General features: G+C 56.7%; 11 protein-coding genes. 7 read left to right on the top strand and 4 right to left on the bottom strand.

Features of this window, described 5'->3' with window-relative positions; translation table 11 throughout:
- Positions 1-81: 81 nt before the first annotated feature.
- From mnmE to QO002_RS01675, 5 genes are all read left to right on the top strand, one after another.
- Positions 82-1,392, top strand: coding sequence for a tRNA uridine-5-carboxymethylaminomethyl(34) synthesis GTPase MnmE (mnmE, locus tag QO002_RS01695; RefSeq protein WP_307226066.1), 1,311 nt, complete (start codon positions 82-84; stop codon positions 1,390-1,392).
- A 72-nt stretch (positions 1,393-1,464) separates the two neighbouring features.
- Positions 1,465-3,345, top strand: coding sequence for a tRNA uridine-5-carboxymethylaminomethyl(34) synthesis enzyme MnmG (mnmG, locus tag QO002_RS01690; RefSeq protein WP_307226062.1), 1,881 nt, complete (start codon positions 1,465-1,467; stop codon positions 3,343-3,345).
- On the top strand, positions 3,342-3,977 hold the full coding sequence (gene rsmG / locus QO002_RS01685) for a 16S rRNA (guanine(527)-N(7))-methyltransferase RsmG (protein ID WP_307226061.1): 636 nt from the start codon (positions 3,342-3,344) through the stop codon (positions 3,975-3,977). The genes mnmG and rsmG overlap by 4 nt, the downstream gene beginning before the upstream one ends.
- A gap of 20 nt (positions 3,978-3,997) precedes the next feature.
- Entirely contained in the window at positions 3,998-4,792 is a 795-nt protein-coding gene (locus tag QO002_RS01680) for a ParA family protein (RefSeq protein ID WP_307226058.1), read from the top strand.
- 38 nt (positions 4,793-4,830) lie between these two features.
- Positions 4,831-5,718 carry a ParB/RepB/Spo0J family partition protein gene (locus QO002_RS01675; RefSeq protein WP_307226056.1) on the top strand — a complete coding sequence of 296 codons (888 nt, stop codon included), beginning with the start codon at positions 4,831-4,833 and terminating at the stop codon, positions 5,716-5,718.
- Positions 5,719-5,775: 57 nt separating this feature from the next.
- Here the strand turns inward: QO002_RS01675 and holA are convergent, their stop codons facing one another.
- Genes holA through leuS form a run of 3 tightly spaced genes read right to left on the bottom strand, consistent with a single transcriptional unit; the run spans position 5,776 to position 9,957 of the window.
- Entirely contained in the window at positions 5,776-6,810 is a 1,035-nt protein-coding gene (gene holA, locus QO002_RS01670; RefSeq protein ID WP_307226054.1) for a DNA polymerase III subunit delta, read from the bottom strand.
- A 5-nt stretch (positions 6,811-6,815) separates the two neighbouring features.
- Entirely contained in the window at positions 6,816-7,340 is a 525-nt protein-coding gene (locus QO002_RS01665) for an LPS assembly lipoprotein LptE (RefSeq protein WP_307226051.1), read from the bottom strand.
- Positions 7,327-9,957 carry a leucine--tRNA ligase gene (gene leuS / locus QO002_RS01660; protein WP_307226049.1) on the bottom strand — a complete coding sequence of 877 codons (2,631 nt, stop codon included), beginning with the start codon at positions 9,955-9,957 and terminating at the stop codon, positions 7,327-7,329. Before leuS ends, QO002_RS01665 begins: the two co-directional genes overlap by 14 nt.
- Positions 9,958-10,185: 228 nt before the next feature.
- Here leuS and QO002_RS01655 point away from each other — a divergent pair, with 228 nt between their 5' ends.
- The gene (locus QO002_RS01655; RefSeq protein WP_307226047.1) at positions 10,186-10,845 is read left to right on the top strand and encodes a YggS family pyridoxal phosphate-dependent enzyme; all 660 of its coding nucleotides are present in this window, start codon (positions 10,186-10,188) and stop codon (positions 10,843-10,845) included.
- Positions 10,846-10,943: 98 nt separating this feature from the next.
- Positions 10,944-12,857, top strand: coding sequence for an AMP-binding protein (locus QO002_RS01650; protein ID WP_307226045.1), 1,914 nt, complete (start codon positions 10,944-10,946; stop codon positions 12,855-12,857).
- A 74-nt stretch (positions 12,858-12,931) separates the two neighbouring features.
- On the opposite strand, the gene QO002_RS01645 is transcribed toward QO002_RS01650, so the two are convergent.
- Positions 12,932-13,630, bottom strand: a complete 699-nt coding sequence (locus QO002_RS01645) for a DUF1013 domain-containing protein (protein WP_307226042.1) — start codon at positions 13,628-13,630, stop codon at positions 12,932-12,934.
- Between the last annotated feature and the right edge of the window lie 229 nt (positions 13,631-13,859).

Genomic DNA, 13,859 nt, shown 5'->3' with positions numbered 1-13,859 from the left:
ATGAAAGCCCGACTTGTTCGGGCTTTTTGTTTTTCGGCTTCGCGAAATGAATAGCCGGATTCGACAACTGAGAAAGAGTCCATGGGTATATCCGATACAATCTATGCTCTTTCGTCCGGCGGACTCCCCTCGGGCGTGGCGATGATTCGAATAAGCGGAACCCGGACTACCGAGGTGCTGGCGAAGCTGAGCGGGAAGATTCCGGCGCCCCGTCTGGCGAAACTGAGTTCGATTCGGGGACGTAACGATCAACTCATCGACCAGGGTCTGGTACTCTTCTTCAAAGGTCCGGGCTCATTTACCGGAGAGGACTGTGCGGAACTGCAGCTTCACGGCGGAAAGGCGGTTGTCGAAGCCGTCTTGACGGAGCTTGCATATCTCGGATGCCGTCACGCTGAAGCGGGGGAATTTAGCAGACGCGCTTTCCAGAACGACAAGCTCGATCTGGTTGAGATCGAGGGTCTTGCAGATCTTATCGCCGCTGAGACAGAGATGCAGAGACGGCTGGCGGTCGAACATTCAAGCGGGCATCTGTCGTCGCTTTACGAGGGGTGGTCGCGGCGGCTTGTTCATGCGCGGGCGATGATTGAAGCCGAGCTGGACTTTGCAGATGAAGAGGATGTGCCCGGATCTGTTTCACCATCCGTATGGGCGGACATGTCGCTTTTAGGTGAGGAAATTGGAACGCACCTCGATGGCGCTGCTGTTGCCGAGATTATTCGTGACGGCTTGAATGTGGTCATTGCAGGCGCGCCAAACGCCGGAAAATCCAGCTTACTCAATGCGTTAGCGCAACGAGACATTGCGATCGTAACGGAGATAGCCGGAACAACGCGAGATGTTCTATCGGTCGATCTTTCCTTAGCCGGATTCTCGATAAAACTGCACGATACCGCGGGCCTGCGGGAAACCCAGGACTTGGTGGAGAAAGAGGGCATCCGTCGTGCGCGCAACGTGATCTCCAAGGCTGATCTTGTCATCGCACTCTCGGATAATCCGTGCGATTTCCCCGAGTTGGGGGCGGTTGGGACAATCCGTGTGGGCACGAAGATTGATTCCAATCCGGATCTATGGGATAAGTCCGCCGCTGACGTGCTGATCTCGGTAAAGACCGGCCAAGGCATGGAAAGACTGATCGACGTGATCGTTAGCCGCTTGCCAGATCTGAATGCATTTTCAAATTTCGCCCTCCCCTCGCGTCGTCGTCACGTCGATTGTTTGAATGAGGCGCGGACCGCTATACATTCTAGTTTGGCGGCTGCCGATCTTGGCCTGGACATACAAGCGGAGTATCTGCGAATTGCGGGTGACGCGCTGGGCCGGATAACGGGCCGTGTCGATGTAGAGGATTTGTTGTCGATCATCTTCTCAGAGTTCTGCGTCGGCAAATGAAGACATGCAACAAAAGCGAGTCCTCGGAACTGTTTCACGTGAAACGATTCCAGCACGGGTAGAAGGTTAGAGATGTTCGACTACGATGTCATCGTGATTGGCGGCGGTCATGCGGGTGTGGAAGCAGCAAGTGCATCTGCACGCCTCGGTGCCAAGACTGCACTTCTTACCCATAAACGGGAAACGATCGGGGTCATGTCCTGCAATCCGGCGATTGGTGGTCTTGGTAAGGGCCATCTCGTGCGCGAGGTTGACGCTTTCGATGGACTCATGGGGCGTGTTGCTGATCAAGCCGGTATTCAGTTCCGCCTGCTGAATCGCCGAAAAGGCCCCGCAGTTCGCGGTCCGAGGACACAGGCTGATCGCAAACTCTATCGATTGGCGATGCAGGCAGAGATCGAGGCAATCTCGAACCTGACTGTCATCGAGGGCGACGCCTTTGACATTTCCACCAAGCACAACCGGGTTCGTGGGGTCGTGCTCAAGGACGGACGGGTTTTCTCGGCTCAAAGCGTTGTTCTAACCACCGGCACTTTCTTGCGGGGGTTGATCCATATTGGCGATCGAAAGATACCTGCGGGACGTGTGGGAGAACAACCGTCCATGGGGCTCTCGCAAACTCTTGAGCGTTTGACCGTCAAATTGGGTCGCCTGAAGACAGGCACTCCCGCCCGCCTCGATGGACGGACAATCAACTGGTGCTCGGTCGGTCGTCAATCTGCAGATGAAGATCCGGTTCCTTTTTCGTTTATGACAGACCGGATTACAACGCGACAAATTGATTGTGGCGTGACGCGAACCACTGAGGCGACTCATAAAATTATCTCGGACAATATCGGTAAATCTGCCATGTACTCCGGACAGATTGAGGGTGTCGGCCCCCGCTATTGCCCGTCAATTGAAGACAAGATCGTCAAATTCGGTGAACGCGACGGGCATCAGATTTTTCTAGAACCGGAAGGTCTGGATGACCACACCGTCTATCCAAACGGCATTTCGACTTCCCTTCCCGAGGATGTTCAGAAAGCTTTTATCCGCACCATCCCAGGTCTGGAAAATGTAGCTATTTTGCAGGCTGGATACGCAATCGAATATGATCATGTCGATCCGCGCGAGTTGACGCAGAGCCTCGAAGTTCGCAAATTGCCGGGATTATTTCTCGCTGGACAGATCAATGGCACAACGGGCTATGAAGAAGCGGCAGCACAGGGGCTGGTTGCCGGTCTCAATGCTGCCCGTCGTTGTGCAGGGAACGAAGCCCACATTTTCAGCCGTACGAATTCCTATATTGGGGTGATGATCGACGACCTGACGTCCAGAGGTGTGGCAGAGCCCTATCGTATGTTTACGTCACGCGCGGAATATCGACTGTCGCTTCGAGCCGACAATGCAGACCAGCGATTGACGCCAGAGGCCATTGCGCTCGGTTGCGTATCTTCCGCGCGGTCGCAGAAATTCGGGTCGTGGCTCTCTTCATTCGAAAACCACAAGGCTCGACTTAAGGCGCTGACCCTAACGCCGAATGAGGGTGCGAGTTATGGGATGAAACTGAATCGGGATGGCCAGCGACGTTCGGCCTATGAACTCCTTTCGTATGCAGAGCATTCAGTAAACACGCTTACGGTGGCGTGGTCGGAACTTGGTGGTATTGAACGTAAGCTCGCTGAGGCGCTGGAAATCGACGCAAAATATTCTGTTTATATGGATCGGCAGTTGGCGGACATCGCAGGCATGCGCCGTGAAGAAAACCGAGCTATTCCTGTCGATTTTGATTTTACAAGGCTGCCAGGGCTGTCGATCGAGCTGCAGCAAAAACTTCAAAAAACACGACCCATCAATCTTGCCCAGGCGATGAAGGTTGACGGCATGACGCCCTCCGCAGCTTCGCTTTTGCTGGCGGTGATTCGGAAAGCGGAAGTTGCATCGAACCAGCCCGGGGCGAAAATGCAATGAATACGAGTCCCGTACTTGGGGTGAACGGCCTGCGTGTTTCACGTGAAACGTCTCAGAAGATCGAGCATTTTGCGGCACTTTTTCAAAAGTGGGCGAAGACGATCAATCTCGTTGCACCATCGACCCTGTCCGATCTTCGCTCCCGTCATATCGCTGATAGTGCTCAGATCTATCATCTCTTTCCGGGACCGAAACGATGGCTGGATCTCGGAAGTGGTGGGGGTTTTCCGGGTATCATTACGGCTATCCTGTTGAGCGAACATCAAGAAGGTTGGGTACACCTTGTCGAAAGCAACAACAAGAAAGCAGCATTTCTGAGGGTTGCCCTCTCGGAGACGGGCGCACGTGGATCGGTCCACGCTCTTCGCATCGAGGAAGCGCCTAAAACCATTCCAGCATGCGATGCGATTTCGGCGCGGGCTCTCGCCGAATTGCCTCTTTTGCTGGAATACGTCTCGCCCTGGATGCTTGATAGACCCGATGTCCGCGCTTTCTTTCATAAAGGCCGGGATTATCAGCAGGAGATCGACAAAGCCGTTAGTCGGTTTGATTTCGATCTGGTAAAACATGGGAGCGTCGTCGAGAGGGATTCTGTGGTTCTCGATATCGCAAATCTTTCGCGGAAACAGTAACCACTGGCGGACACGCGCACATGCTAGGCGAAAAAAATCGGATCATTACCATTGCCAACCAAAAGGGTGGCGTTGGGAAGACAACGACCGCAATCAATCTGGCGACGGCCCTTGCGGCGATTGGTGAGCGGGTTCTTATTGTCGATCTCGATCCCCAAGGGAATGCCAGCACGGGGCTGGGCATCCGACGCCAAGACCGACGGCTGTCTTCATATGACCTGATGATCGGTTCGAACGCGATCGAGGAAATCGTCCAGGAGACGGTTGTTCCCAATCTTTCGATCATACCGTCGACAATGGATCTTCTGGGAATTGAAATGGAGATCGCTCAAGCGGGTGATCGCATCTTCCGTCTTCGCAAAGCCTTGGCCGCACCAGCTGCCCTCACCTACTCCTATATCTTGGTTGATTGCCCGCCGTCATTCAATCTATTGACGATGAACGCGATGGCGGCTGCCCATTCGGTGCTGGTGCCTTTGCAATGCGAGTTCTTCGCGCTTGAAGGTCTCAGTCAGCTGCTGGAAACCGTCGATCAGGTTCGAAGGTCCGTTAATCCAACACTCGATATTCAAGGTATTGTCTTGACGATGTTTGATTCACGCAACAATCTGGCTCAGCAGGTTGTGAGCGATGTACGCACCCATCTCGGGGAAAAGGTTTATCACACTCTTATTCCACGGAACGTGCGTGTTTCTGAGGCTCCATCCTACGGCAAGCCGGCGATTCTTTATGACCTGAAATGCGCCGGCAGCCAGGCTTATCTCCAGCTGGCATCCGAGGTCATCCAGCGTGAACGGCAACGCAAAGCTGCGTGACCGATTCGATACCGTAACGACATGTGTGAGTAACCGTTATGAACGACGACAATTCAAGAAGGCGGCTGGGTCGCGGTTTGGCGGCTTTGATCGGCGAGATGGATCAGCCATTGGCCCCCGATGCGCCTGCAAAACCGGTGAGTGCGGATCGACGCGTACCCATTGAATTCGTCTCCCGCAATCCGCGCAATCCTCGTCGCAGTTTTGATGAGGGTGAACTTCAGGATCTTGCAAACTCGATCCGGCAGCACGGCATCGTTCAACCTATTGTGGTTCGCACAATTTCTGCTGATCGTTATGAAATCATTGCAGGCGAGCGTCGTTGGCGCGCTGCGCAACTGGCAGGATTTTCTGATATCCCGGTTATCGTTCGGGATGTGGACGATCGCACCGCGCTTGAAATCGCAATTGTTGAAAATGTTCAACGCTCTGATCTCAATCCCCTTGAAGAGGCACTTGGCTATGAACAGCTAATTGCCGAGCATGGTTACACGCAAAACGATCTCGGGGAAATAATCGGCAAAAGCCGTAGCCACGTGGCAAATAGCCTTCGTCTCCTGAAACTGCCAGATCCGGTCAGGGAAATGCTGTCGGCGGGCGCTCTGTCGGCAGGCCATGCGCGCGCGTTGATCCCTACATCCGATCCAGTGGCGCTTGCGCGTTCGGTGGTTGGTAAAGGGCTGTCCGTGCGTGACACGGAGCGGTTGGCGCAAAATGATATTCGCGCTCAGAATGATCCAAACTTCGGCAAATCTCCGCCGCGTCCGGAGAAAGATGCGGACACTCTGGCGTTGGAACGTACGTTGACGGATAGCCTTGGGCTGGAGGTTACCGTAAATCACAAGGCTGCCGGCGGTCATTTGCGCATCGACTACAAGACGCTCGACCAACTCGAGGAAATTTGCCGTCTGCTTGAACGCAGATGAGCCTCACCGCATGGATTCGTATCCGTAACAATTTGATTTCCGTTAAAAATCAATACGTTATCGACGAGCCGACTGCAATGTAATTGCCAGAAGCGTGTGCATGGCGATGCTGTCTTCGAGGATTTGCCTTGACCGGCTTTGAAATACGGCGGTGTTCAACCGGGCGAGCTCGCGTTGGAGTGCCGGTCCTGTCCAGTGTCGTAATGCAGATTCGACCAGTGGCTTGCGCCGGAAATGCAGATGCCGGCCCATGGTTGCGATCACTTGCCCCGGCTGCTGGCGCTTCTCGTCCATTTCGGAACGCATGAGATCGAGAAGCTGGAATTGCTTGAGGCAAGCCTGAAGCACCAGGAAGATGGCCGTCTTTGACGCAACAATTTTGCGAACTGCCCGGTTCAAGCCATCCGCGTCACCCTTTAGGACGGCATCGACGGCATCATCGACGGAAATAGCGCTCGCATCTCCGACGATATCCAGGACATGCTCCTCCTCGACGGCGGTTAGGCCGCGACAATAGAGGGCAAGCTTTCTGATTTCGTTGCGTGAAGCGATGCGATCTCCACCCAGTGTCTCCAACAGCCGTTGTCGCGCAGCGGGTGTGATCGAAAGGTTTTCTTGCCCAAGTTCCTGGTCTATCAAGGCATTGACCGCCCGGGCGTCATCCGCATAGCAGGAGACACCCAGAACGCTGCGCGCCGTTTCCGCGGTCTTTCTAAGGCCCGCTCCCTTTTTCAGGTCTCCGGCTTCTACAATGACATAGCTGGCAGCCGGAGGTTCCTCGGCCAAGAAAGAGAAAGCATCGATCAGGCCCTTTTCAGTGCCTGCCGCACGTATCCACACCAGCTTGTCACCGCCGAAGAGGCCAATGGAATTCACTTCATCCAGAAGCCGTCCCGGATTCTGTTGCAGATCACTGCCATCCAGTTTTACCAGGGAAAAAGGGTCGTCGAGTGAGATACCCGACTTCGCAGCGATCTGTGCGGCGCGCTCGGATACCAGCCCGCGATCAGGCCCGTATATGAGAAAAATCCTGTTGCTGCCCAACGGCTTCTGAAGAAAGCCGTGAAACTCATGGGATTTGATCTCGCCCACGGCAGTTAGCGACCAAGCGCTGCGGCGAGGTCGGCTCGAATAATCTCGGCGAGTTCGCGGGCCGCACGATTTTCCGCGTCGCGGATGGCGCGAAGTTTGGCGAATTCCTGATCTGGGAAGTCCACCAGCGCTATGGCACTGCGAACACCCGAACGCACCGTCTGCCCGGTATCTGCACGCGACAGATTATAATCGGCCTTGACGGTGACGCGGCCGGCATCGGCTGTATCCGCCTCATCTGTTTCGTAGAGAACGCCGGTAACCTCGCGGCTGACGTTCAAAGCGAGCTTGTACTGCGGATTAGCCGGCTCGCCGGCCCCTCCGGAAACCAGGAAAATAAGGCGGTTACGCACTTCCTGCGAGACGCGGTCTCCGGCCTCGGAGATGTCGATTGACGCGAGTTTCTGCGCAGGTGCACCATTGGCCCCTTCCGAATAAAGCGGACGAACCTGACAACCTGAAAGCACGACAAGGATAGCTGCGATCGCAACAAGACGAGTTGCGGGTCGGGCTTTCTCAGACAACGACATTCACGATCCTCTGCGGCACGACGATGATCTTCTTCGGGCTCTGACCATTCAGGGCCGCCTGGACGGCCTCCAGGGCGAGGACAGCGCTTTGGACTTCAGTCTGATCTGCATCGCGGGCAATTGTCAAATCCGCACGCTTCTTGCCGTTGATCTGAACGGGAAGTGTTATCTCGTTTTCGGCCACCAGTGCTGCATCATAGGCAGGCCAGGGAGATTGCGCGATAAGTCCGCTGCCGCCGATCTCGCGCCAGCATTCTTCCGCGAGATGCGGCATCATCGGTGCGATCATGTTGATCAGGATCACGACGGCATCCTTGAGGGCATTGACGGTGCCATTGTCGGCCTTGCCGGCGGCGACCTGTGTCAGCGGCGATGCCAGTGCGTTGACCAGCTCGTAAAGCCGTGCAACGGCCTTGTTGAAGGCCAGCTTCTCATAATCAGCCTCCACGGCCTTCAATGTCTTGTGGGCCAGCTGCGATGTCTCAAGTGCCGGGCCGGCCGCGGCCGGCTGTGCGGAAGCCTGTCGCAGCACGGAAGAGGCTTCAGAGATCAGGCGCCAGGTCCGCTGGACGAAACGATGCGATCCTTCCACACCCGCCTCCGACCAGATGACATCCCGATCCGGTGGTGAATCGGACAGCACGAAGAACCGCGCGGTGTCGGCACCATAGGATCCAATGATATCATCGGGATCGACAACATTCTTCTTCGACTTCGACATCTTCTCGATCGAGCCGATGGCGATCTGTTCACCGGTCTCGATATGCGTCGCCTTGCGAGCGCCATCGATCTCTTCGATGCGGATTTCAGCGGGCGTGATCCATTCGCGCTGGGCCCCTTCACCACGGCTGTAAGTCTCGTGAACCACCATGCCTTGCGTGAAAAGACCTTTGAACGGCTCGTCCAGAGCAACGTGACCGGTGGCCTTCATTGCCCGGGTAAAGAAGCGCGAGTAGAGCAGATGCAGGATCGCATGCTCGATGCCGCCGATGTACTGATCGACAGGCAGCCAATGGCTGGCGACCTTCGGATCCGTCGGCTTATCTTCCCAGGGTGCCGTGAAACGCGTGAAATACCAGGACGAATCGACGAACGTATCCATCGTGTCGGTTTCCCGGCGCGCATCCTTGCCGCATTGCGGGCAAGCGACGTGCCGCCACGTGAGGTGGCGGTCGAGAGGATTGCCGGGTTTGTCGAATGTGACATCGTCGGGCAGTTTGACCGGCAGATCCTGCTTCGGCACAGGCACCACGCCGCAATCCTCGCAATGGATGACGGGGATGGGGCAGCCCCAGTAGCGCTGGCGGGAGATGCCCCAGTCACGCAGGCGGAAATTCACTTTCCGCTCTGCCTGTGGGGCTCTGTCGATCTCAGTCTTTTCAAGGGTCGATGCGACACGCTCGAAGGCCTCTTCCGTGGAGAGGCCATCCAGGAAGCGCGAATTGATCATCACGCCATCGCCGACATAAGCTTCATCGCCAACGTTGAAGGTCGCGGCGTCGCCGTCCTTCGGCATGACGACGGGCACAACGGGAAGATCATACTTGCGCGCGAAATCAAGGTCGCGCTGGTCTCCGGACGGGCAGCCGAAGATGGCGCCCGTGCCGTAGTCCATCAGCACGAAATTGGCGACATAGACCGGCAATTCCCAGCTTGCGTCCAGTGGATGCCTGACGCGAATGCCTGTGTCCATGCCCTTTTTCTCGGCCGTCTCAAGGGCAGCAAGCGAGGTACCGGCACGGCGGCATTCGTCGCAGAAGTCGGCTATTGCCTTGTTATCTTCCGCGGCTTGTCGCGCAAGTGGGTGATCCGCCGCAATCGCGAGGAACGAGGCGCCGAAAAGGGTGTCGGGGCGAGTCGTATAGACAGTTAGCTCGGTCTCTCCCGACGCAATTGGTGAGCCAGCGATTTCCCAACGGATCGTCAGGCCTTCCGACCGACCGATCCAGTTGCGCTGCATCAGCCGCACTTTTTCCGGCCACTGATCGAGCTTATCGAGGGAATCGAGCAGGTCCTGACTGAAATCGGTGATGCGGAAGAACCACTGTGTCAACTCGCGCTGTTCCACCAGCGCTCCGGAACGCCAGCCGCGGCCGTCGATTACCTGCTCGTTGGCGAGCACGGTGTGGTCGACCGGATCCCAATTGACCTTCGACTGCTTGCGATAGACGAGGCCCTTCTCGAGGAAATCCAGGAACAGATATTGTTGATGCTGGTAATATTCGACATCGCAGGTGGCGAACTCACGGCTCCAGTCCAGCGAGAGCCCCATGACCTTCAGCTGCGCCTTCATCGCTCGAATGTTCTGGTAGGTCCAGGAAGCTGGGTGGACGCCGCGCTCCATTGCAGCGTTTTCCGCCGGCATGCCGAAGGCGTCCCAACCCATGGGATGCAGGACGTTATAGCCACGGGCGCGCTTGTAACGCGCCACGACGTCGCCCATCGCGTAGTTGCGAACATGGCCCATATGAATGCGCCCGGACGGATAGGGGAACATCTCAAGCACGTAGTATTTTTCGCGCGGGTCGTTGTTGTCGGTCTCGTAGACGCTGTTCTTGTCCCATTCCTGCTGCCAGCGGGGCTCGGCATCGCGCGGATTATAACGTTCGGTGGCCATGAAAGATGTTCCGGAAATTGAGTGGGCGCATGCCCTTCGATATTTGGGGTGACCTTCACCATGAAACAGGCGTAGCGTCAAGTTTTCGAGGGCGTTGGGGTGAAACTTTGGGGCTTGGCGACAGCTTGTCGGTCGGTTCCCTTGGCAGCGGAGTTTGCTTTCGCTATCTGGTCCGGCAATCTTGAGTTTTCAAGGCAGAGAGCCAATTTGACCGCGGGGATGGGATAGATGGATGTGATCGACAGATTGAGCGAAGTCCTGAGCCGGATTCGCGACGCGGAACGTTATGCCGGACGAGCGGAAGGGTCCACGGGACTCGTGGCCGTCTCAAAGACTTTCGATGCGGATGCAATCCGACCGGTTGTTGCTGGAGGACAGCGTGTTTTCGGTGAAAACCGGGTGCAGGAAGCGCAAACCAAATGGCCAGCGCTCAAAAGCGAGACGCCCGGGCTTGAGCTGCATCTGATCGGGCCCCTCCAATCCAACAAGGCGGCTGATGCCGTTACCCTGTTTGACGTCATTGAAACGATCGATCGCGAAAAGATCGCCCGTGCGGTTGCGGAGGAGATGCGCAAGCAGCAACGCCTGCTGAAGCTGTATGTTCAGGTTAATACCGGACTCGAGCCACAAAAGGCGGGCATCGCTCCGGCCGATACAGTGGACTTCGTCTCTCTTTGCCGGGGCGCCATCGGTATCGAGATCGAAGGGCTGATGTGCATACCGCCGGCCGATGAAAATCCGGGACCGCATTTCGCTCTTCTTGCCAAGCTCGCGTCGCGTTGCGCTGTCGATCGGCTGTCGATGGGGATGTCCGGCGATTTCACGACGGCAATCGAATTCGGTGCGACCAGTGTGCGGGTTGGCTCGGCGATCTTCGGCACGCGATAAGAAGCTTAGGCTTTCGTCTGGCTTCTCCTGAAGCATCCGTTCTCCTAGTCTCGCAGATGAGGAGCCGATAGTGTCGGTTGGGAGTGGAGGAAATGGCGATGGCAACGAGCTATCATGCTGTCTATGGCGCATGGAACACGAGCAGCGACGCTTTCTGGGGGAAAGCTGCCGAGGATATCGACTGGTACCGCAAACCCAACCGCGCGTTCGACGGAACGCTTGGCGTTTACGGGCACTGGTTTGCCGATGGTGAAACCAACACCTGCTGCAATTGTCTCGATCGCCATGTCGAGGCGGGTCACGGCGATCGCTATGCGCTGATCTATGACAGCCCGGTTACCGATCGTGTTCAACATTTCAGTTATAGCGATATGCTGGCCGAGGTGGAAACCCTGGCCGCCGTTTATCTTGACCTGGGGATCTCTAAGGGCGACCGAATCATCATCTATATGCCGATGATCCCCGAGGCTGTTTTCGCTATGTTGGCGGCAGCGCGTATCGGGGCAGTGCATTCCGTTGTTTTCGGCGGATTTGCCGCGAACGAGCTGGCTGTCCGGATCAATGATACGGAGGCGAAGCTGGTTGTGTCGGCAAGCTGTGGTGTCGAGAGCGGCCGCTTGATTGCCTACAAGCCCCTGCTCGATGCAGCGATTGCTTTAAGCCCGCATAAGCCGGATCGTTGTCTCATTCTGCAGCGAGAACAGGTAGAAGCCGCGATCGACGAGATCCGTGATATCGATTTTGCCGCCGCGATGGAGCGGTCTCGTCAGGCAGGGAGGGCAGTTCCTTGTGTTGCCGTTCGCGCGACAGATCCGCTTTACATTCTCTATACCTCCGGCACGACTGGCCAGCCCAAGGGCATCGTGCGGGACAATGGCGGCCACATGGTTGCGCTCCGGTGGTCACTTCCCAATATCTTCGGCATCGGTCCGGGCGAGGTTTTCTGGGCGGCGTCCGACATCGGTTGGGTCGTCGGCCACTCCTATATCGTCTATGCACCGCTTTTAAACGGAAGCACGACGGTCCTTTATGAAGGAAAGCCTGTGGGAACGCCCGACGCCGGTGCATTCTGGCGGGTTATCGCAGATCACAAAGTGTCGGTTCTGTTCACCGCGCCGACGGCGTTGAGAGCTATCCGCAAGGAAGATCCCGAAGGTGTCAAAGCGAAGAGTGCCGATCTCTCCAGCTTGCGGGCACTTTTCCTCGCGGGTGAGAGGGCAGATCCGGATACAGTGCGCTGGGCCGAGGCGGTGCTCGGCACGCCGGTCATCGACAATTGGTGGCAGACAGAAACCGGCTGGCCGATCGCTGCCAACCCGCTCGGCCTCGGTCTCCTACCGGTGAAATACGGTTCCGCCGCTGTCCCGATGCCCGGGTACACGATTTGCGTGCTGGATGACGCCGGTCATCCCCTCCCCGCAGGCACGCTCGGAAATATCGTCATAGAGCTGCCGCTGCCGCCCGGCTGCCTGCCGACCTTCTGGAAAGCTGATGAGCGTTTTCGCAGGGGATGCCTGTCGGAATTTCCGGGTTACTACCGCACGGCTGATGCCGGATACATCGATGATGACGGTTATATCTTCATCATGTCGCGCACCGACGACATCATCAATGTCGCGGGGCACCGGCTTTCCACGGGATCAATGGAGGAGATATGCGCAAGTCATGCGGATGTCGCCGAATGCGCGGTTATCGGCATCGCGGATCCGATCAAGGGCCAGGTTCCTGCAGGTTTCCTCGTGATAAACGCCAATGTCGAACGGGATGCGGCTGAAATTGAACGAGAGGTCATAGGCCTGGTGCGCGATCGTCTTGGCCCGGTGGCCGCCTTCAAGACGGCGATCTGCGTGAAGCGATTGCCCAAGACGCGATCGGGAAAAATCTTGCGCGGCACGATGCAAAAGATCGCCGATCGTGAAAGCTGGAAGATGCCGGCAACGATTGACGATCCCATCGTGCTTGAAGAAATCACACTGGCGCTGAATGCGCGCGGGATAGGCGCGGCTTCCTGAATGTTCCGCGTAAAAAACCCGGGCTCAACGAACCCGGGCTTTGTGGATGCAGAAGATGAGCCTTTTCGGACGGCTCAATAGTCGTCGTCTTCGTCGTCCTTGCGATCGGACTTCAGCGACTTGAGCTTTGCGAAAACGGCGTCGGCGTCCATTTCCTTCTCTTCCTCGCGCTCGTAGGAGAAGCCGAGCTTTTCCGTTTCCTGCGAGGATTCGAGAGTTGCGCCGAGCTCCGCAGCTGTCGGCAGCGGACGGCCCTTGGAGGCGCGTTCGACTTCGAGGTCCAGGTCGATCTGGGTGCAGAGACCAAGCGTCACCGGGTCCATTGCAGTCAGGTTCGTCGAGTTCCAGTGGGTGCGTTCGCGGATCTGCTCAATCGTCGACTTGGTGGTGCCGACGAGACGCGAGATCTGGGCATCCTTCAGTTCCGGATGATTGCGCACCAACCAGAGAATGGCGTTCGGACGGTCCTGACGCTTGGAAACCGGGGTATAGCGCGGGCCTTTGCGCTTGCTTTCTGGCACACGAACCTTCGGTTCGGAAAGCTTCAGCTTGTGGTTCGGGTTGCCCTCGGCGCGAGCGATCTCGTCGCGCGAAAGCTGGCCGGTTGAGATCGGATCCAGACCCTTGATGCCCTGAGCCGACTCACCATCGGCAATCGCCTTGACTTCCAGCGGATGCAGCTTGCAGAATTGTGCAATCTGGTCGAAAGACAGGGCAGTATTGTCAACAAGCCAGACGGCCGTCGCCTTGGGCATAAGCAGTTGTTGAGCCATGGATATAGTCCTTCTGTCCGTCCGCGCCGGTGTCGCGGGCCGTGGGGTGTAACCACTGATTTCCGGGAAATGAGCGCTTCTATACCTCCGTCGTCGCAGAAATGCAATTCTTCTTGAGCAAATGACCTTTTGTCTAATTGCCGCTGTGGTTTGACCTGATAAGAATGGCGCCGGAGCATGGCGCGCACCGGGAGATGTGCCGCCGATATCGCCTACGCAGGGAGGAAAT

This window comes from Pararhizobium capsulatum DSM 1112 (assembly GCF_030814475.1).
Taxonomy (GTDB): domain Bacteria; phylum Pseudomonadota; class Alphaproteobacteria; order Rhizobiales; family Rhizobiaceae; genus Pararhizobium; species Pararhizobium capsulatum.
Note: the sequence above shows the minus strand (reverse complement) of the source record. Positions and strands in the feature narration are given on the sequence as shown.